At 66.0% G+C, this 17,762-nt stretch carries 20 protein-coding genes; 7 read left to right on the top strand and 13 right to left on the bottom strand.

The window, feature by feature from the left end; genetic code table 11:
* Positions 1-222: transposase family protein (locus ACPEES_RS10630; protein WP_435103451.1), on the bottom strand; the 222-nt coding region annotated here is incomplete at its 3' end.
* Between the two features lie 272 nt (positions 223-494).
* Between ACPEES_RS10630 and ACPEES_RS10625 the strand changes: the two genes are divergently transcribed.
* A complete protein-coding gene (locus ACPEES_RS10625; RefSeq protein ID WP_435103450.1) occupies positions 495-899 on the top strand; it encodes a hypothetical protein in 405 nt (134 codons plus the stop codon).
* An 83-nt stretch (positions 900-982) separates the two neighbouring features.
* On the opposite strand, the gene ACPEES_RS10620 is transcribed toward ACPEES_RS10625, so the two are convergent.
* Complete coding sequence (locus tag ACPEES_RS10620; RefSeq protein WP_435103449.1) at positions 983-1,387, bottom strand: avidin/streptavidin family protein; 405 nt, start codon at positions 1,385-1,387, stop codon at positions 983-985.
* A gap of 364 nt (positions 1,388-1,751) precedes the next feature.
* Between ACPEES_RS10620 and ACPEES_RS10615 the strand changes: the two genes are divergently transcribed.
* The gene (locus tag ACPEES_RS10615; RefSeq protein WP_435103448.1) at positions 1,752-2,369 is read left to right on the top strand and encodes a DUF1326 domain-containing protein; all 618 of its coding nucleotides are present in this window, start codon (positions 1,752-1,754) and stop codon (positions 2,367-2,369) included.
* Positions 2,370-2,409: 40 nt separating this feature from the next.
* Positions 2,410-3,219, top strand: coding sequence for a DUF2182 domain-containing protein (locus tag ACPEES_RS10610; RefSeq protein WP_435103447.1), 810 nt, complete (start codon positions 2,410-2,412; stop codon positions 3,217-3,219).
* A 142-nt stretch (positions 3,220-3,361) separates the two neighbouring features.
* Here ACPEES_RS10610 and ACPEES_RS10605 read toward each other — a convergent pair whose 3' ends face one another.
* The 4 genes from ACPEES_RS10605 to ACPEES_RS10590 form a co-directional block, all read right to left on the bottom strand.
* Positions 3,362-4,063: a phosphoribosylanthranilate isomerase gene (locus ACPEES_RS10605; protein WP_435103446.1), complete on the bottom strand. Its 702-nt coding sequence runs from the start codon at positions 4,061-4,063 to the stop codon at positions 3,362-3,364.
* A 115-nt stretch (positions 4,064-4,178) separates the two neighbouring features.
* Positions 4,179-4,688, bottom strand: coding sequence for a transcription elongation factor GreB (gene greB, locus ACPEES_RS10600; protein ID WP_435103445.1), 510 nt, complete (start codon positions 4,686-4,688; stop codon positions 4,179-4,181).
* 473 nt (positions 4,689-5,161) lie between these two features.
* Complete coding sequence (locus ACPEES_RS10595) at positions 5,162-6,244, bottom strand: WD40/YVTN/BNR-like repeat-containing protein (RefSeq protein ID WP_435103444.1); 1,083 nt, start codon at positions 6,242-6,244, stop codon at positions 5,162-5,164.
* Positions 6,245-6,298: 54 nt separating this feature from the next.
* Positions 6,299-6,568 carry a MoaD/ThiS family protein gene (locus tag ACPEES_RS10590; protein WP_435103443.1) on the bottom strand — a complete coding sequence of 90 codons (270 nt, stop codon included), beginning with the start codon at positions 6,566-6,568 and terminating at the stop codon, positions 6,299-6,301.
* A gap of 163 nt (positions 6,569-6,731) precedes the next feature.
* Here ACPEES_RS10590 and ACPEES_RS10585 point away from each other — a divergent pair, with 163 nt between their 5' ends.
* The 4 genes from ACPEES_RS10585 to ACPEES_RS10570 all read left to right on the top strand — a co-directional run bounded on the left by ACPEES_RS10585 (position 6,732) and on the right by ACPEES_RS10570 (position 11,137).
* Positions 6,732-8,192 carry an ABC transporter substrate-binding protein gene (locus ACPEES_RS10585; RefSeq protein WP_435103442.1) on the top strand — a complete coding sequence of 487 codons (1,461 nt, stop codon included), beginning with the start codon at positions 6,732-6,734 and terminating at the stop codon, positions 8,190-8,192.
* Positions 8,193-8,259: 67 nt separating this feature from the next.
* Complete coding sequence (locus tag ACPEES_RS10580; protein WP_435103441.1) at positions 8,260-9,312, top strand: ABC transporter ATP-binding protein; 1,053 nt, start codon at positions 8,260-8,262, stop codon at positions 9,310-9,312.
* Positions 9,309-10,283, top strand: coding sequence for a carbohydrate ABC transporter permease (locus ACPEES_RS10575; RefSeq protein WP_435103440.1), 975 nt, complete (start codon positions 9,309-9,311; stop codon positions 10,281-10,283). The genes ACPEES_RS10580 and ACPEES_RS10575 overlap by 4 nt, the downstream gene beginning before the upstream one ends.
* 11 nt (positions 10,284-10,294) lie before the next feature.
* The gene (locus tag ACPEES_RS10570) at positions 10,295-11,137 is read left to right on the top strand and encodes a carbohydrate ABC transporter permease (RefSeq protein ID WP_435103439.1); all 843 of its coding nucleotides are present in this window, start codon (positions 10,295-10,297) and stop codon (positions 11,135-11,137) included.
* A 478-nt stretch (positions 11,138-11,615) separates the two neighbouring features.
* Here ACPEES_RS10570 and ACPEES_RS10565 read toward each other — a convergent pair whose 3' ends face one another.
* The 7 genes from ACPEES_RS10565 to ACPEES_RS10535 form a co-directional block, all read right to left on the bottom strand.
* Complete coding sequence (locus ACPEES_RS10565; RefSeq protein ID WP_435103438.1) at positions 11,616-11,762, bottom strand: hypothetical protein; 147 nt, start codon at positions 11,760-11,762, stop codon at positions 11,616-11,618.
* A gap of 135 nt (positions 11,763-11,897) precedes the next feature.
* Positions 11,898-12,737: a pyridoxal kinase gene (pdxY, locus tag ACPEES_RS10560; RefSeq protein ID WP_435103437.1), complete on the bottom strand. Its 840-nt coding sequence runs from the start codon at positions 12,735-12,737 to the stop codon at positions 11,898-11,900.
* Positions 12,738-12,820: 83 nt separating this feature from the next.
* Positions 12,821-13,444 carry a MarR family winged helix-turn-helix transcriptional regulator gene (locus ACPEES_RS10555; protein WP_435103435.1) on the bottom strand — a complete coding sequence of 208 codons (624 nt, stop codon included), beginning with the start codon at positions 13,442-13,444 and terminating at the stop codon, positions 12,821-12,823.
* A gap of 516 nt (positions 13,445-13,960) precedes the next feature.
* Entirely contained in the window at positions 13,961-14,779 is an 819-nt protein-coding gene (mutM, locus tag ACPEES_RS10550) for a bifunctional DNA-formamidopyrimidine glycosylase/DNA-(apurinic or apyrimidinic site) lyase (protein WP_435103434.1), read from the bottom strand.
* Positions 14,780-14,832: 53 nt separating this feature from the next.
* Complete coding sequence (locus ACPEES_RS10545) at positions 14,833-16,113, bottom strand: Gldg family protein (RefSeq protein ID WP_435103433.1); 1,281 nt, start codon at positions 16,111-16,113, stop codon at positions 14,833-14,835.
* Positions 16,110-16,853 (bottom strand): ABC transporter permease subunit, encoded by a 744-nt coding sequence (locus ACPEES_RS10540; RefSeq protein ID WP_435103432.1) that lies wholly within the window; start codon positions 16,851-16,853, stop codon positions 16,110-16,112. Before ACPEES_RS10540 ends, ACPEES_RS10545 begins: the two co-directional genes overlap by 4 nt.
* The gene (locus ACPEES_RS10535) at positions 16,850-17,749 is read right to left on the bottom strand and encodes an ABC transporter ATP-binding protein (protein WP_435103431.1); all 900 of its coding nucleotides are present in this window, start codon (positions 17,747-17,749) and stop codon (positions 16,850-16,852) included. Before ACPEES_RS10535 ends, ACPEES_RS10540 begins: the two co-directional genes overlap by 4 nt.
* Between the last annotated feature and the right edge of the window lie 13 nt (positions 17,750-17,762).

Here is a 17,762-nt window from a genome sequence, read left to right as displayed (position 1 = left end):
CTCGAAGAAGTGCAGGTGCTGCCAGCTACGCCGGCGGCTGTCGTGGACCGGCTGATCCGCCGCCCCGCAGGCCGGGCAGCTAAAGCGCGCCCCGCGGGCAAAGCCCACCTCCAGATCAATGCGCTTGGCGCCGGGATCGAAGTCCACCGAGACAACTTCCCAGGGCGAATACAGACCCAGCGCAGCGGTGAACAGGCTCAGCTCAGAGGCGTTCGGCGCCATGGTCGCGGTACTCCGGCAGCGGTGATGGGGGACACAACATATCGGTCATCGCTACCTACCGGCTACCCGCCTTCACACCCTGGAACCCACACAGATCGAGAAGGAACCTTTTCCTGCGGCGAGTGACAAGCGTGCATTTATTGCACCGCCTGTTCGTTCACGGCAATTGAACGCCGAGTGTGGGTTGTTGCATAGTATATTTTTTCAAAATTGCTTCGATGACGAGCATTCGGAAGTGTCATGCGCTTGCTGCGCGCACGGGGAACGACCATATGTCCGACATTCAGGAACGGTTCAAGCATATCGTGAGGCAGTCAGGAGAAACCCTCAATGATCTCTCCCGCGAGTCCGGCATCGCCTACCGGCGGTGGGTCAATGTCCTGAACGGCCGCGTCAGGCTGACCGCTGACTTCATAGAGTTTGCCGCCAGGAAATGGAAGCCGTACTCGCTTTGGCTCGTGCTCGGTGAGGATTTCGAAAACGACGAAATCGAGCTGGACGCGTTGACCAGTCCTCATGAGTACGAGAAGGCGCGTGTTGCCTGGGAGCTCGAGGCTCAGCTCAATGAGCTGCAGGAAGAATTCGAAGGGAAATCGGCGGAAGAGATCCTGCACGTCATTCATCGGATAAAGACGGTGAGACAGGAGGCGGGCCAGGCGGGAAGCGATCGGCTTTGACCTCGAGCTCCGTTTTACGGTGGCGTGCTCGGGTGGCGCAGTGGCGGGCTCAACACTTCTACGGGTGATGGCCCGCCGCCGCCTCATTTTCTGGTGAATACGTTCGAACCGGAGAGTGTCGCGTTCCACGGGCCGTCCGGCTCGTCCTTTTCGGCCACATTGTTGACGAGATACCACATCGTTTCGATGCGCTCGCCTGTATTGTCGTCGGCGTTCGTGTACTGCCCAGCCCACGACGTCATCGAGCCATACTTTCCCCAGTCAACGACGAACCCGATCAAGTCGCCGTTGACGAAACCGATGAGCGGGAAATTTTCGTAATGGCCCGGGGCGCCGACCGCCGTGCGATAAGAGCCGGAGAGGGTGTTTCCTTCGACGGAAATGGACATTTCCGATCCCAGTTTATTGATCCAGATACCGTCGAAGCGGACCGTGGGGCGGTCTACAGGGACGCCTTCCATTTTCCACGCAGTCCATTGATCATTCATTTGCGCCTCCCGTAGCCGCTACAGAGTTCGACATTAATGGCCGGCCTAAAAGCGGGACATTTTAGGGCTGAAACGTTCATGCTTCCCCCAATCGTCCCCCGATCGAATCGCCGCCTCGTTGCCCTGTGTCTAGACCGTTGGCGGCGAGGCGTACAGGGTCGGCAACGGTTTTCGAATCCGGAGTGAAACCGGATGTCGGGTGACGAGCGCGCTACCGGTCCGGTCTGATGGCCGGTAGGTGTTCGTGAGGGGGAGTGGGCGGCGCGGAACCTATACTCGAGTGAGCATTCGCGCCTGTGGAGCGCGAGTTGCGAGCAGTGTCCGGGACGGCCGGTATTCGGATGTCTGGAGGGAGGGTCTCGACATGGCGGACTGGCGGATCGAAGGGCAGTACGTGGAAACGTGCAATTGTGAGTTCATCTGCCCCTGCATTGGCTCCAACCTGGCGGCGAAGCCCACGGAAGGGGACTGCAAGGCAGCCATCGCGATGCACATCGACACGGGGCGCAAGGATGAGGTTGTGCTGGACGGCATCGCGCTCGTTGTTCTGATGCATTCACCGGGCCCGATGGCGGACGGCAACATCAAGGTCGGGGTGATCGTGGACGAACGCGCCGATGACGCGCAGACGCAGGCGATCAACGATATCGTCTCGGGCGCCGCCGGTGGACCGATGGCCGCGCTGGCGCCTCTGGTGGGGGAGCATGCGGGCATCGAGAAACGGAAGGTGGAATTCGAGGTCGACGAAGGGTTCGTTCGCACCGTGAAGGCCGGCGATCTCGTGGACCAAGCGTTGACCGGGGTTCCCAGTGCGGTAAGGGAAGGCGAGCCGATCTACCTGGAGAACACGGTCCATCCGGTCTCCTCGCGACTGGCGCTGGCCAATGCCACCCATAGTCATTTTCACGCGTTCGGGATCGACTGGGACGACTCCAGCGGTACGCGTAACGGTCATTTCGCGCCGTTTTCCTGGACGGGCTAGGAGCGGGTCGGCGGTTGGTGGGTATTCATTCGCGTAAGCCATGGTCGCCAACGCGGCATCCGCGGCATCGAGGGCGGTTCGGCGGGACCGTTTGGTGGTGCTCGCCGCGCTATGCTTGCTCACCGTGCTCGCCTGGGTCTACCTCTGGATCGATACCGGCCGCATTGTCCACATGAGCGCCGCCGGCGACGTGATGGCGCCGGCAGCCGCCGTCCGCGTGTGGGACATTGGGCCTCTGGCGCTGACGTTCGTCATGTGGGCGGTCATGATGGTCGGCATGATGGTACCCAGCGCTGCGCCGGCCATCCTCGTGTACACCACCATCGTCACCAGGCGCCGGGATAGTGCACCCGCGCATGGCGCCGTATGGATCTTCACCGGCGGCTATCTCGCGGTATGGGCAGCCTTCAGTCTCGGTGCGACGTTGCTGCAGGCCACGCTGGTATATGAACGGCTGCTGAGGATGCCGGCGATGGATTCCGCCAACCTGGCCCTCACCGGCGTATTGCTGGTGGTGGCGGGTCTCTACCAGTGGTCGCCGCTAAAGGACGTGTGCCTGCGCAAGTGCCGTTCGCCCTTTCGATTCTTCATGTTCCGGTGGCGGTCGGGCCTGCTCGGCGCTTTCCGTATGGGCGCGGAGCACGGCCTCATCTGTGTTGGCTGTTGCTGGACGCTTATGCTGCTGCTGTTTACCGCCGGTGTGATGAATCTGTTCTGGGTTGCCGTCATTGCCGGGTTCGTTCTGCTCGAAAAACTGGCCCCGGGCGGGCGTCTTCTCGGACGTCTTGCCGGCGTCGCGCTGGGACTCATCGGCGTCGGCATTTTCGTGGCCGGCGTATGGGCTTACTAATCCGATCACACTAATACCACGTGTCAGAGTGCTTGTGCGGTTCGGCTGCAAGGCGCGCGAGCGAAGGCGTGGCTCATGTCGAGTAAGCGCAACGCGGCTGCCGCGCTGACACGTGGCATTACCTGTGATCGGATTAGTCGAACTACGCGTGCGATGCGGTGCTCACGAGCCGGTCGGCCTCTCGAACGGCCGTCATGAAACCGGAGAGCTTGTCAGGATCCAGACGCCCATCGGTGCGTACGCCCGAGCACAGGTCGAGCCCGTACGGGCGAACGGTCTCAATGGCCTCGTCGACGTTCCCGGGTGTCAGGCCGCCGGCCAGGAATACCGGCAACGGGCTGTGGCGAACGAACTCGGCGCTCACGCGCCAGTCGTGAACCCGACCGGTACCACCGAGCTCCGGTACCGTCAGAGTGGGCCGGCCGGAGTCGAGCAGAAAGGCATGCACCGAGTCGGCGTAACGGTCGATGAGGCCGAGGGCACTTTCATCCTCGACGTGGATGACCTGCACGCGGCGCGTTGACGGTAGCGCACGGACGAGCGCACGAGTCTGTGCCGGATCGATGTGGTTGACGATCTGAACCGTGGATGCCCCGGTACGACGGACGTGCTCCGCGATGCCTTCAGCGGTGGTTTCGGCGGTGAGCAGGAAGCTTGCCACCGGTGGCGGAACCTGCGCGGCGACGGAGGCGATGGTCGCGTCGTCGATGGTGCCGGGACCGGAGGGCATGGCGCCGACGAGGCCCAGCGCGTCGGCGCCGGTGGCGATCGCGGTCCATGCTTCTTCGGCGGAGGCGATACAGCAGACTTTCACGCGAGTGCGAACGGGCTGCGCATCGAACATGGGCATGCATCCTCTGCGACAGTTCGGAGGCGCCAATGTACGCGAGCCCGTGCATCGGATACAGCGGCAATATGCCACCCGAGGCTGCAGGGAACGGGCGCGTGGTCGCGGTTTCTCAGTCCATCGGGGGATCCTGCCAGACGGCAAGTATGAAGTAGACAACCTCACCATGCGGCGTCGGCACGGTGAACTCCTCGTCCACGGCCTTGCCGAGCGCGGCCCGGGCGAAGGGCGAGTCCACGCTGATCCAGCCGGCGGCGGGATCGATCTCGTCGGCGCCGACGATGCGGTAGCGGGCGGTCTCGCCGGCCTCGTCCTCCACGTCCAGCCATACGCCGAAGAACACGCGGTCCGGATCGGCGGGGCGGTCGCGCACGACGGTCAGCGCATCGAGGCGCTTGCTGAGATAGCGGATCCGACTGTCGATCTCGCGGAGCTGCTTCTTGCCGTAGATGTATTCCGCATTCTCGGAGCGATCCCCCATGGCCGCGGCTTCGGAGACCGCCTGTGTCACCTCGGGGCGGCGGACGCGCCACAGCCAGTCGAGCTCCTGATTCAGGCGGTTCCAGCCTTCCGGTGTGATGTATGGGGACGATCTCGGCCGCGGCGGGCGATAGCGACCCATGCTCCCTCCGCTGCGCAATGGCTCTCATGTGCAGCAGGCAAGGATACTAACCTTTTCGAAAGTATTGCCAGGTCTCAGTGGCCGTGTGCGCCGCTGTTCGCTTCGACAGGCCTTAGCGGTACGCCGCCACAATGGGCTTGCGATATCCCGAGTCACTCGCCTCGATGGTCAGTGGCGCGAGGAGGGACGTGTAGCAGGGTCACCATGAGCGACGAGCAACGCTGTCCACAGCGGCGCACACGGCCACCCGCAGGGCGCCACTGCGCGGCGCCTCGGCAGCGTTGCGCTCGCTTGACGTGGCCCTCGCCACGCCGGCGCTCCCGCGCCTTGCCGAGACACCGCGCAGTGACGCTGAAACCTGGCAATACTTTCGAAAAGGTTAGTAAGCCACGCTGTCATTTTGACAACTACCTTCGTGTGCTCTGTGTTCGATCTCCATGAGCGCTTTCTGCGACATCGAACGTGATCGGGTGCTACCCGAAGCGCACGCAGTAAACGGGAGGCAGATGGGCGGCGAGCTGTCGCCAGTGCACGCCCTGGTCTTCGGAGAGCCATAGATTGCCGGTGGTGGAGCCGAACGCCAGCACCGCCTCCTCCGGGTGGATATCCATGCCGTGGCGATAGACAAGGTCGTAGGCGTCGCGCTGGGGCAGGCCGTCGCGCAATACTTCGAAGCTTCGTCCGCCATCGCGGGTGCGCGTCACGGCGAGTGCGGCGTTGACCGGGATACGGCACTCATCCTTGACTGCCGGGACGAACCACGCGCGCTGCGGATCCCTGGGGTGGGTCACCACGGCGAAGCCGAAGCTCGAGGGTTCCGCGCCGGTCACCTCCTGCCAGCTTTCCGCGCCGTCGGTGCTGCGGAAGATTCCGTTGTGGTGCTGCACCCACAGGGTGTCGGGTGCGGCGGGGCAGTGGACCATACGGTGCGGGTCCTGGACGCCCGGGTCGTCCGCGCGTCCCGGAGGCATGTACGCGGCACGCATGCCGCCCGCGCGCAGGGACCAGCTTTCCCCCAGATCCCGGGTCTGCCAGACGCCGCCGCAGGAGACCGCGACCGTCACGCGTCGGCTGTCGCGGGGATCGACGCAAATGGAGTGTATTCCGGGCGCGTCATATCCCCCGCCGAACCATTCGGCCCTCTCGGGCCGGTACCAGAGAGATTCCACGAGCGCCCAGGAATCGCCGTCGTCGCCCGAGTGGAAAAGCCCGCCGGGAATGGTGCCGGCCCAGAGCGAGCCGGGGCGGTCGGCGCCACCGGTCTCCAGGCTCCAAATCTGCGCGAGCGACCAGTCCGGGCCTTGCGCGTCGTCCGGCTGCGGCGGGTATTGGGGCGTGGCGATCTCGCTCCAGCTGCGGCCGCCGTCACGCGAGCGGTGCAGCTTCACCCCGAAGTGCCCGAGATTCAACGCCGCGAAAAGTGTCTCGCCGTCGTCTGCGGGCAGCAGCATGGTCACGGGCTCACCGAGGAACGCCGTGCGGGTGATGTGCCAGTCCGCATCCTCCTCCAGCATGAATAGGCCCTTGCGGGTACCGATGAACAGTCGTGCGCTCATTGGTGTGCCTCCCATTAAACCCAACCCGTTGCGTTTCAGGACACTAGCGCTTGATCAGCCACCCGACAGGGCCTGCATGATCACGACTTCGCTGGTTTCCTCGAGGGGGTGGGTCAGTGCGCTGCCACCGCGGAGCTGGACGTCGTCCACGAATACCGCGACGTGGTGGCGGAGCCGGCCCTGGTCGTCCAGGAGGTAGCCGCGCAACGTCGGATGGTCGGTGCAGATCGCGTCGAGCGCGGCACCCACCGTCGCCGCCGTGACTGTCCGGGCAGGCACGTCGAGGTGGCGTCGCAACGTGGGTGTGAACGATACCCGTGGCATCTGACACGCCCTGGCTGTGGGAACTTCGGCAACTATAGGGCAGCGCCCGGAATCCGTCAGCGTCGGCGTGTCCATTGGACAGCGATCCATTTGACAGTCAACCGCCGCTTTCTAGACTCCTGATTAATATGGTCTCTCCGTGCCCTCTAGGAGGGGGATGGCCATGACAGACGATCGCCGAAGTTACCAACCGTCATCGTGCCGGGTTGCCGGAGCATTCGTGGCGGGTGTGGCCGCCATCGCACTCGCGTTGTCCGGCGCCGCTCAGGCCCAGGAAGAGGCAGCGCCCGGTGAGCCCACTTTCGAAACCACCTACGGGGAGATGACTTTCCCCGAGTCGTTCCCCGACGGGACTTCCATCAGCATCACCCAGTGGAGTCATTTCGTTCCGCGCTATGACGAATGGTTCCGCCAGTACGCCGAGCGCTGGGGCGAGGCGCACAACGTCGACGTCACGGTGAACATGATCAATATCGCCGACCTGGCGTCGACGCTGTCGGCGTCTGTTTCCGCCGGCGAGGGAGCGACGCTGTTCGAGATGGTCGCACCGCCGACCGCGTTCATCGATGGGCTTCAGCCGCTCGACGACGTCAACGAGGCGGCCATGGCGGCGTTCGGCGGGGACCCGGTGGGTACCTGCGAGCGCTCCAGCTACCTGCCCGCGAAGGATATGTGGTACGGCTTCTGTCACGGGTGGGTGCCGGACCCCGGCGACTACCGCCGCTCGCTGTGGGCGGACGCCGGTTACCCGGACGGCCCGGAAACCTATGCCGACCTTCTCGACGGTGGCAGCAAGATCTTCGAGGAAACCGGCATCCCCGTGGCCGTGGGCCTGTCGCCGGAGATCGACTCGGAGTTCTGGGCGCGGGCGCTGATCTGGTCCCACGGCGGCTCGATCCAGGACGAGGACGGTAACGTCGTGTTCGACTCGCCCGAGGTCCTGGAGGCCGTGCGGTTCCTCAAGCAGCTGTTCGACAACGCGATGACGCCGGAGGTGTTCGCCTGGAACGCCGCGTCCAACAATCAGACGTTCATCGGCGGGCAGGCGTCGTATATCCAGAATTCCATTTCGTTCTACCGCAGTGCCCAGGAGTCTGCCCCTGAGGTTGCCGCCGACACGGGCTTCCGGCCGGGGCTCAAGGGCCCGCGCGGGGACGTGAAGATGCCGGCGCACGTGTGGTTCATCTACACGATGCCTTCGTATGTCACCGACGAGGACAAGATCCGCGCGGCGAAGAAGTTCATGCTGGATCTCGAGAGCAACTACGCCCTGGCGAGTTTCTACGCGAAATTCTACAACTTCCCGGCCTATCCTTCGCGTTCGCCGGATCTCTTCGCCGAGGACGGCTGGCTGGCAGACGATCCGTGGGGGGCGGAGCCGCGGGACAAGCTCTCGCTGCTGCGTACCGCCGACGAGTGGACGGCGTGGCTCGGTTATCCCGGCTACGCGAACCCGGCGATCAGCGAGGTTTACCAGTCCCACCTCGTCTCGAGCATGATGGCCGACGTCGCGCGCGGGGTGAAGTCCCCCGAGGAGGCGCTCGAGGACACGACGGCCGAGATCAAGGCGATTTTCGCTAAATGGCGTGAGCGGGGCTTCGTCGGTAGCGGCGGGGGCGAGTGAGCCCCCGCCGCTGCGGATGATGTTCGCGACGCGAGGCCGGTCCGCGGCGCGGCCGGAATGAGGTCCTATGGCGGTCCTGCAGACGCGTGCACTGAAGAAGTTCTACGGCGCCATTCGGGCCGTCGACGGCATCGACCTGGAAACCGAGGATGGCGAGTTGCTCGCCATCCTCGGCCCCTCCGGCTCCGGCAAGAGCACATTGATGCGCATGGTTGCCGGACTCGAGGAGCCCTCGTCGGGGGATATCCTGGTCGATGGTGTCACCGTGGTCGGCATTCCTCCCAAGCGTCGCAACGTGGCGATGGTTTTCCAGAGCTTCGCGCTCTATCCCAACATGAGCGTGCGCGAGAATATTCGATTCCCGCTCGCTGCGCGCAAGGTGCCGTCGGAAGAGCAACGCCGCAAGCTCGACTGGGTAGTCCGGATTCTCGAGATCGAGGATCTCCTCAACCGGCGACCGACGCGCCTTTCCGGAGGCCAGAGTCAGCGCGTGGCTCTGGCGCGGGCGCTGGTGCGGGATCCACAGTTGTTCCTGTTCGACGAGCCGTTGAGCTCGCTGGATGCCCAGATCCGCAGCCAGGCGCGTGGTGAGCTGCGCGAGCTTCACGACCGCACCCGTATCACCACGTTGTACGTCACCCACGATCAGCTCGAGGCGCTGGGCCTGGCGGACCGTGTGGCCGTCGTTCATGAGGGCAGAGTCCAGCAGATCGGGACGCCACGCGAGCTCTATCACGATCCAAGCAATCTTTTCGTCGCGGGGTTTATCGGTGATCCCCCGATGAACCGCCTGGAGGCCGAGGATGTCGTCATCGGCTTCCGCCCGGAGCACATGCTGCCCGAGGCGGATGCACCGCACGGCGAGCGCGCGTTGACGCTGGACGTGGAAGTGGAGCACCTGGAGTTCCTCGGTGCGGAATGGCTGGTTTACGGCGTTGTACGCGCCGGCGTACCGATGGGCGTGCGTCCGCCACGGGTGATCGGGCGGCTGCGCCAGGCCGGGCCCCCGGCATTCGGGACCGGCGAGCGCAAACCGTTCGTGATCCGGCGCAGCGACGCCTGCTATTTCGACGCCCGCAGCGGCCAGCGCACCTCCGCCTCGAAGGTGGCGGTGGCATGAGCGCCCGGGATGTCGCCGAACGTCGCGGCACCGGACCAGCCGTGGCTCCCCGGCGGCCCATGTCCGACTTGCTGGAGCGGCCGGGGGTGCTGGGTGCGTTGATGCTCGGCCCGGCGGTGATCTACGTAGTCGCTTTCGTTGCTGTTCCGTTTTTCTACGCCATCGCGCTGAGCACGAGCGATGCGACCGTCGGCGACCCGAGCGTGGACACGTTCGTCGGCCTGCAGAACTTCGTGGAAGTGATCCGCCAGGAAGCGTTCGTTACCGCGCTGCGCAACAGCGTGATGGTCACGCTCGCCACGGTGGCCGTGTTGCTGGTGCTCGCGACGACGGCGGTGGAGCTGCTCGCCCGGGACTTTCATGGCAAACGGCTGGTGCAGGTATTGTTCATCATGCCCTGGGCCATGCCGGTGGCACTCGCCGCGATCACCTGGCTGTGGCTGCTCGACTCCCAGTTCAGCCCCATCGACTGGTTGCTGGTGCAGCTCGGTATTCTCGGCCCGGGCGGGCCCCTCGGGCCGGCTCGGCACCTTTACTATCTTGGCCGGGAATGGCTCGGGATGGGCAGCGTGGTGTTCGTGGAAGTCTGGCGCACGCTGCCGCTCGCCACCATCATCGTCCTGGCCGGACGGCTGTCGATTCCGCCGGAGCGGCTGCAGCAGGCCCAGATCGACGGCGCGGGATTCTTCCGCATCCTGTTCCGGATCATCATCCCGGCGCTCGCCCCGGTGCTCATCGTGGCCGTGCTGTTCACGGCGCTGCTGGTCATCGGCGAAATGTCGGTGGTGGCACTGCTCACCCGTGGTGGGCCGGGGCACGCCACCCAGATCCTCCCGTACTGGGCGTTCCTGAAAGGTATCGAGAGCGGCGATCTCGGTCAGGGGGCGGCGGTGGCGTTGTTCCTGTTCCCGGTATTGCTGGCCGCGGCGATCTTCGCACTGCGTTACGCCTACCGGCTTCGCAGTGACTGAGGGGAGGAATCATGCGGGCTCAGGTACGCAAAGCCGGTTTCTACCTCGCGATCGTGCTGCTGGTGCTGTTCTCCACGCTGCCCATTGGCTATGCCGTGCTCACCATTTTCAAGCGTGAGTCGGAGCTCTATAACCCCCAGAGCAATCCCTTCTGGTACGGCGAGGGGCCAACCGTCGACCATCTGGTGTTCCTGTTCACCCAGACGCAGTTTCCGACTTTTCTGCTCAACTCCCTGATCATCGGTCTGTGCGTGGTGGCCATTACCGTTGCGTTCGCCGTACCGGCGGCCTATGCGTTGGCGCGACTGACCGGAGCGTGGGGCGAACACTCGGGCATGGCGATATTTCTGGTCTACCTGATTCCCCCCACGCTGCTGTTCATTCCGTTGTTCCGTATCGTGGTGTGGCTGGGGCTTGCCAATTCCATCTGGTCCCTGGTTCTGGTACTGCCGACCATCACCATTCCCTTCTGTACGTGGCTATTGCTGGGGTTCTTCCGCTCGGTGCCACGGGAGCTCGACGAAGCGGCGTTATTGGACGGGTGCTCGCGTTTCGCCGCTTTCCGCAAGGTGGTGCTGCCCCAGGCCCTGCCAGGTATCGGTGCGGTCATCGTCTTCGCGTTCTCGCTGGCGCAGTCGAACTACATCTACTCGGTGACTTTCGTGACCGAGAGCGCGGGCCGGAACATCAGCGCCGGCGTGCCCACCGAGCTGATTCGCGGGGACGTCTACTTCTGGCCGTCGCTGATGGCGGCGACGGCCGTGGTGGCGATTCCGTTGGGCATTGCCTACGGGTTGCTATTCGACCATCTGGTGCGGGGGTTCCAGAGCGCTGAGGCGGTGGGGAACGAGTAAGAAGTAGAAAGTGGCAGGTGGCAAGTTCAAAGAGGGGGCGTGGCCGTGCCGAACGGGCAAACCTGCTGTTTCGCGGTCCGGGTTTCGTGTTCCGCGTCCGCGAAACGCATGCCGAGCCGTGAAGGCGAACACTTGCCACTTGATGTTTTTGACTGGATTCGATTCCCGGATCCGGGATCCCGCTGATTCACGGCCGAAGGCCGTGCCGAGACAGCGGGGCGCGTTTCAGGTTCCGGGTTTCTTGTCCGCGAAGCATACGCGGTGGGTCGAGTTCGCCGCTTGTCACTTGAAGTTTTCGACTTTCGGCTGAAACCCGAAACCTCAGTCGTAGGTCGGCGAGCGCGTAGCGCTGGCCGACGTGCCGACTGAAACGAGAGGTTGTGCGTTTCGGGTTTCGTTGTGCGCCCACCGGGCGTCGAAGGGCGCGCTTGCCGCTTGAACCCTTCGACTTTTGACTCGATTCCCGAAACCCGAAACCTCAGGCCGCCCGGCGGGCCCAGCGCAGGTACCCGAGAATGCTCCAGTCGAGCCCAGCGGGACGGGATTTGCGGTGGCGCTTCACGTCCTTGCCGGCGAATTCGTAGGCGCGGATGAAGGCTTCGGTAAGCAGATGTCCGTCGATCATTGCAGTCACCTCCCGTGACGCGGAAAAGCATTCTATTTGCCGCTCACTATAGACACGTTGGGCTGTGAATGCTGCTACGCAACATCACAGCTTTAGTGAATGGGAGGCAAAAATCGGTCAGTGGGGGCGCGTGATTTAATCCAGACGCTCGATGTCGAAGGTTTCGGCGGGGTCGAGTAGCCGTGCGCTGTCAGTCACGAGCGCCATCTCCTCGCGGTCGAGCTCGTGGGTGCGCACGAGGACCGCGTGCAGCCCGGCGACGGCCCGCTCCATCGCCTCTGCCAGAGGCCGGCCGCGTAGCCGGTGGGCGGTGAGCAGCGCCGTGAAGACGTCGCCGGTACCGACGGGCCGCACCGGAATGTGAGGTACCGGCACACACCAGGCCGCCTCCGCGGTCACCGCCAGGGTCGCGACGGCTGCGTTGGCTGTGGGCAGCCCCGTGACCACCACTTCGGATGGGCCGCCGTCGCCGATGAGTGTTCTGGCCGCGGGAACGGCCGTTGCCACACTCGGCAGCTCGATGCCGAGAAGCTCCGAGAGCTCGAAACGGTTCGGTGTGATCAGATCCGCGGCAGGTACCAGCGTGTCACGTAACGCGGCGAGTACCGTGTCGTCGAGTACCCGGCCCACGTCCTCGTCGCCGAGCACCGGGTCGCAGATGATCGGGCATTCGCGGTAGCGGCTCCGGAGCGTAGCGAGCTCGTCAGCCACTGCGGCGGCGATCGCGCCGTCACCGAGGAATCCGGTGATCACGGCATCCGGCCGTCCGATGCGTTCCAGTGCCGTCGCGATGTGGGCCGCGACGGTATCGGGACGCATGGGGCCGCCCGCCGTGTCGGGATAGTGAGGGTTGTTGGTGAGCAGCACGGTGGGCACCGCGCTGACGTCGATGTCGGCGCGTTGCAGGGCCGGTACCGCGGCGCTGTTACCCGCGTACCCGTAGACGAGCTGGGACTGGATGCTTAGTACGTGCACTTGCTCTCCGCAACGGACGCTGGCCGATGGACGAACAAGCCACGATAGAGCAGATACCGGCGTCAGACCAGCGCCGGGCGCGCCTACCGGGTGCTGGCGACGGTCTCCGGCGCCGGCTCGTGTCGCGGACAGTCGACGCGCAGCTCGCGCTCGTTCAGGGGGCGTTCGTAGGCGGTGCAGTAGTGGGGTGCACCGCGGCTGCCGCGGCGAAGGTGCGTGCAGGTCGGGCACATGCGTGCCGGCGGCAGCATGCGCGTGGCTTCCAGGGTGGTGGCGAGCTCCAGCAGTCCGGAAAAGAGGGTGGTCTGCGTCGCCACTGGCAGGTCCGCTGCCGCCTGGCCGAGGAATGCGCCGGCATGTGCCACCGCGCGTACCGCGTCGTGCCCTTCCGGGGTAAGCCGCAGCTCCACCGCGCGCCGGTCCACGGTCGACGGTGCCCGGGTAATCAGGCACTTGCGTTCGAGCGTGGCGATGGTATCGCTGGCGGTCGCAGGGCTGACGCCGAGTTCCCGGGCGACGTCACTGATGCGCACGCGCGCGGGCTCGCGCTGGGCGAGCAGATGCAGCGCGTGCGCCTGGGTGGGGGTCAGCCCCCGGGGCCGCGCGGCCTGCCACTCGTGGCTGCGCAGGGCGTTTGCCAGGCGGGCGATGATTGCCGTGACGCCGTCGGCGAGATTGTCCTGTGGTTGGTCGGGTGAGGTGGACATGATCGATCCGCGGTTGTGGCCGGCGCACCGGGCCGACGTGTAGTTGGCCGCGAACTCAAAGCAACATCGATGCCAGCGTTCTCAAGTTATTGTTCGGGCAACGTAGTGCTCGGTTTCTGGGGATGACGGTGTTGTTGTCCCACCCGTTTTGTGTCGGCGGCAGGCGACGCAAAACGGGGCCATGAGTGGCTCGGCATGGTAGCGCGCGCACTTGCACGGCCGTCGCCGATTGCAGACAGCGGGTGACGGACGAGTGTCCTGGAACACGAATTCGTTGCATTTCTGAGCGCCCCCAGTCTTGTCAGGGCTAAGCGCAGCGACGAGTCGTGGTGGCGCTACGGCGAGGAGGCGCCACACCGCCCTGACAAGACTGGGGCGCTCCCTTCGGGCGCGTCATGGCGCCACTGTCGCGGTGTTGGTGCCGTTCGACGTGGGACTGCCACGCCTTCGCGCCGCCGCCTTGCGACAGCGGCGCCATGACACGCAGAAATACAAAGCATTTTGTGTTCCAGGACGCTAGCGCTGACAGCGCGGGCAGAAAGTGGTTGTGCGCTGACCGATCGGGCGGGAGCGCAACGTGCCACCACATCGGCGACACGGCGCGCCGGCGCGTCCGTAGGCATCGAGGCGTTGGCTGAAATAACCAGGCCGGCCGTTGACGTCACTGAAATCCCGCAAGGTCGTGCCGCCGGCTTCGATGGCGTCGCCCAGCACGGCCATGACCGTCTCGGCGAGTGTGTGATAGCGCTTGCGGGCGATGCGCCCGGCGGGCCGGCCGGGGTGGATGCGGGCGAGGTGGAGTGCTTCCGTTGCGTAGATGTTGCCAACGCCCACCACGGTGCGGTTATCCATCAGAAAGCTTTTCACCGGTGCGCGTCGCCCGCGGGCGCGCTCATACAGCCAGTCACCGCCGAAGTCCGCGCCGAGCGGTTCCGGCCCGAGCTCGGCGAGCAACGGGTGTTGCGCCACCGGCGCGGCGGCATGGTGGATGCTGCCGAAACGGCGGGGGTCGTTGAATCGCAGTACCGCGCCTTCGGTAAAGGCGAAATCCACGTGGTCATGGGGCTGTGGCGCAGTGTCGTGGGTCACGATGCGCAGGCTGCCCGACATGCCCAGGTGCACCATTAACGTGCTGTCATCGTCCAGGGTGATGAGCAGATACTTCGCGCGCCGCCCCACGTCCACGACCCGTCGTCCCCGTACCCGGGCTTCCAGGCCATCGGCGACCGGCCAGCGTAGCCTGCGTTCGCGCACGGTGAGTGCGGCGATGTGGCGATGCATCACGTGTGGCGCGATGCCGCGGCGGGTGGTCTCGACTTCCGGGAGCTCGGGCATGTGGTTGGTGTCGTCGCTGGCGTGCCGGGTGGTGTCCGGATGATACCACCGGGTCAGCCGGTGGATGCTCGTCCGCCGCGTTGCCTGCGCCAGGTCCACGCGGCGCCGAGGGCGAGCAGTATGGGCAGGGCGAAGATGTGCCCGAAGCCGAGCAGCAGAACGTCCGTGCGCCGGAAATCCAGGCGCTGATCCGGGGCGCCCCGCATGAACGTGCCCGTCAGCGCGTTGTTCCCGCCCAGCCAGTCAACGAGATTGAGCGCAAACGGCAGGTTCGCGCCGTTGCCGAGATAGGCATCGGCGAGGAAGTCGGCATCGCCGACGATGGCGGCATGCTGGCGTCGGTCCTCAAGCTGCCGCGTTAGCGCCAGTGCCAGCGTGGCAGGTCGCTCATCACTGGTGAGCCGGCGGCTGCCGGTGATCACAGGCGTGATCTGCCACTCGCTTTCGCCGGGTGTGAGCGAGGTGGCCCGCGAGAGCAGAAGCGGCGCCTGCACACCTCGTGAGGCCGGATGGCCCTGCTCGGCGTCGAGCACCAGCAGCCGGGTATCGTCCACGTCCAGCAGTTCCGGTGTGCGCGGATCCTCGAGGGGGGCGTCGCCCACGGCCACGGGCAACAGCGTTCCCGCCTGGCCGCCGGGCTCCGTTAGCCAAAGCACCGACCCGCCGCGGGAGATGTAGTCGTCGATCAACGTTCGCGCGGCGGTATCCAGGTGACGTGTCGGTGCCGCCACCACCAGCACTGCCGTGTTGTCGGGGATGCTCGCAACGCGCTTGGCGTGCACGCTGCGCGGGCGGTAACCGCGACGCTCCAGGGCCTGCGCGAACGCCTGCATGTCGAAGTTCGTTCCGCGGTCGGGACGGCGCTCTCCGTGACCGGTCAGCCAGACGACGTAGCGCCCGGAACGCCGGCTCATGCGCTGCAATGCCCTCGATATCCGCGCCTCGGAAGGCGTCGAAAACCGTTCATGGCGTCCCTGCCAGCCGACGAGGCCTTCACCGTCACGCAGCAAGCCGAGTTCCCGGGCGCGTTGCTGCGAGCGCCCGGGGTCGACGAACTCGAGCTCCACCGTCGTGTGGCGTTCGTAACTGGCGGCCAGCCGGCGCACATGGGCTCTTACCGGGTGACCTTCGGGCAGTGCCACGGTGAGGCTGATCGGTCCCTGCAAGGTCTCGAGCAGGCGGATGCTGGCCTCGGACAGTTGCGTGCCGCTTGCCGTCCAGTGCCAGACAGCCGTTGTCCGTGGAGCGAGAAGCGTGCCCGTCACGGCTACCGCGACTGCGGCCAATGCGGCGAGCAGCCAGCGGCCGGGCATGCGAACGCGTAGCCGTTTCATGGCGCCTCCCGCAACTGCATGAGCCGCGCCGTGGTGGCGAGCAGCCCGGTGGTGACCAGGGTCACGAAATAGGCGATGTCCGCGGCGTGAACGCGAGCGTCGAGAAAGCCCTGCAGGTGTCCGCCAAGACCCCACCACGCGAGGGCGCCGGGTGCCTCGCCGCCTTTGATGAGCATGAGCAGAAGGCCGGAACCGAATGCGAGGCCGGCGGCCGCCGCGGGCGTCTCGGCAAGGGCGGCCATCGCCAGCGACAGCGCGAGCAGGGCGGCTGTCGCGAGCCACATGCCCAGTGCGGCGCTCGCCAGCGCGGGAAGATCCAGCGTCGTCCCGATGGCGAGTGACAGCGGCAATGTCAGCCACAGGCACAGCAGCACGGTGAGATAGCCCAGGCCGCCAAGATACTTGCCGGCGGCGATGGCCCCTGCTCGCCCTGGCCCGGCCAGCGCCAGAGAGAGGCCGCCCCAGCGGCGATCATCGGTCACCAGACGCACGCCCAGGGCCGCGGTAATCATGAGCACGAGGGTGAGCGTCGGCAGCCCCCCGAACCAGGGTGCGATGATCAGCTCGCCGGCGCCGAGCGCGCTGTCGACCCGGGTCAGGGCGGGTTCGTACTCCCGCCGGTAGCGGTCGACGAGGCTGAGAAACCACCAGGCGAGCACCAGCTGACTGGCCGCGGCCAGTGCCCAGCCCGTGGGCGTGCGCCACAGTGCAAGGAATTCCCGACGGGCGATGGCGATCATGGCATCGTCTCCGTGTTGCCGGTGGCGCCGATGAGTGCTTCCGGATCCGAGCGCAGGCTGCGCCATTCCGCGACGCGCCAGCCGCCCTCGATGCCCGCAGCGAGCACTGTCTCCGGCTCGGCATCGCGGGAGAGACGCACCCGCCAGCGGCGTTCACCAGCAGCTCGGGCGTCGGCAACGCCGGGCAGGCTCCCGGGGGCCGGCCCGGCGTTCGCGCCAAGCACCAGCCACCAGTCGTGGTTGCCTGCTGCCGGGTCGCTCAGGCGGCCGTCGTGGAGAACGCGTATGCGCCCGCACAGGGCTTCGAGGTCGCTGCCGGCATGCGTCGCCACGATCAGCGCCGGCGCCGGGGAGAGCCCGGCGATGAGTTCGTAGAGCGCCCCGCGGGCCTCGGCGTCGAGACCGTTGCTGGGTTCGTCCAGCAGCAGCAGCCGTGGTTCGTGGACGAGCGCCTGGGCGAGTCCGAGGCGTCGGCGGTAACCGAGCGAAAGCTGCGTGACCCGTTTTGCCGCCACCGCCGTTAGGCCGCAACGCTCTACGGCCGTCTCCGCGGCCCTGGTGCGCGCCCTGGCGGGCACGCCGGCGAGAGCGGCCGCGTGACGCAGGGCGCCGCGCACGTCGAGCTCCGGCAGCAGCGGCGCCTGCTCGGGCAGCCATCCGATGCGCCGGCGTGCCGATGCGTGGCGGTGCGGTGGCATGCCGAAGACGCTCAGCTCGCCGGCACAGGGGCGTGCGAGCCCGGCGATGGCGCGAAGCAGCGAGGTCTTGCCGCTGCCGTTGATGCCAACCAGGCCCAGGCGCTCGCCCGGGGCGAGCTGCAGTGTTGCCGCGCGCACCACCATACGGCGGCCGCGGCGTAGTGCCAGTGCGCGGGCTTCGACGACGGGCGCGGGCATCGGGATCCCTCCC

Origin of the sequence: Arhodomonas sp. AD133, assembly GCF_051195215.1 — a bacterium.
In the GTDB taxonomy this organism is placed as follows: domain Bacteria; phylum Pseudomonadota; class Gammaproteobacteria; order Nitrococcales; family Nitrococcaceae; genus Arhodomonas.
This window is presented reverse-complemented; position numbering and strand designations above follow the sequence as displayed.

Bases quoted from the DNA above. Each gene is read 5' to 3' on its own strand.
- ACPEES_RS10620 (WP_435103449.1), bottom strand. From the start codon at position 1,387: ATGAATGATCAATGGACTGCGTGGAAAATGGAAGGCGTCCCTGTAGAC.
- ACPEES_RS10610 (WP_435103447.1), top strand. From the start codon at position 2,410: ATGGTCGCCAACGCGGCATCCGCGGCATCGAGGGCGGTTCGGCGGGAC.
- ACPEES_RS10585 (WP_435103442.1), top strand. From the start codon at position 6,732: ATGACAGACGATCGCCGAAGTTACCAACCGTCATCGTGCCGGGTTGCC.
- greB (WP_435103445.1), bottom strand. From the start codon at position 4,688: ATGGGTCGCTATCGCCCGCCGCGGCCGAGATCGTCCCCATACATCACA.
- ACPEES_RS10555 (WP_435103435.1), bottom strand. From the start codon at position 13,444: ATGTCCACCTCACCCGACCAACCACAGGACAATCTCGCCGACGGCGTC.
- ACPEES_RS10570 (WP_435103439.1), top strand. From the start codon at position 10,295: ATGCGGGCTCAGGTACGCAAAGCCGGTTTCTACCTCGCGATCGTGCTG.
- ACPEES_RS10595 (WP_435103444.1), bottom strand. From the start codon at position 6,244: ATGAGCGCACGACTGTTCATCGGTACCCGCAAGGGCCTATTCATGCTG.
- ACPEES_RS10535 (WP_435103431.1), bottom strand. From the start codon at position 17,749: ATGCCCGCGCCCGTCGTCGAAGCCCGCGCACTGGCACTACGCCGCGGC.
- ACPEES_RS10540 (WP_435103432.1), bottom strand. From the start codon at position 16,853: ATGATCGCCATCGCCCGTCGGGAATTCCTTGCACTGTGGCGCACGCCC.
- ACPEES_RS10590 (WP_435103443.1), bottom strand. From the start codon at position 6,568: ATGCCACGGGTATCGTTCACACCCACGTTGCGACGCCACCTCGACGTG.
- ACPEES_RS10580 (WP_435103441.1), top strand. From the start codon at position 8,260: ATGGCGGTCCTGCAGACGCGTGCACTGAAGAAGTTCTACGGCGCCATT.
- ACPEES_RS10545 (WP_435103433.1), bottom strand. From the start codon at position 16,113: ATGAAACGGCTACGCGTTCGCATGCCCGGCCGCTGGCTGCTCGCCGCA.
- ACPEES_RS10605 (WP_435103446.1), bottom strand. From the start codon at position 4,063: ATGTTCGATGCGCAGCCCGTTCGCACTCGCGTGAAAGTCTGCTGTATC.
- mutM (WP_435103434.1), bottom strand. From the start codon at position 14,779: ATGCCCGAGCTCCCGGAAGTCGAGACCACCCGCCGCGGCATCGCGCCA.
- ACPEES_RS10615 (WP_435103448.1), top strand. From the start codon at position 1,752: ATGGCGGACTGGCGGATCGAAGGGCAGTACGTGGAAACGTGCAATTGT.
- ACPEES_RS10625 (WP_435103450.1), top strand. From the start codon at position 495: ATGTCCGACATTCAGGAACGGTTCAAGCATATCGTGAGGCAGTCAGGA.
- ACPEES_RS10575 (WP_435103440.1), top strand. From the start codon at position 9,309: ATGAGCGCCCGGGATGTCGCCGAACGTCGCGGCACCGGACCAGCCGTG.
- ACPEES_RS10565 (WP_435103438.1), bottom strand. From the start codon at position 11,762: ATGATCGACGGACATCTGCTTACCGAAGCCTTCATCCGCGCCTACGAA.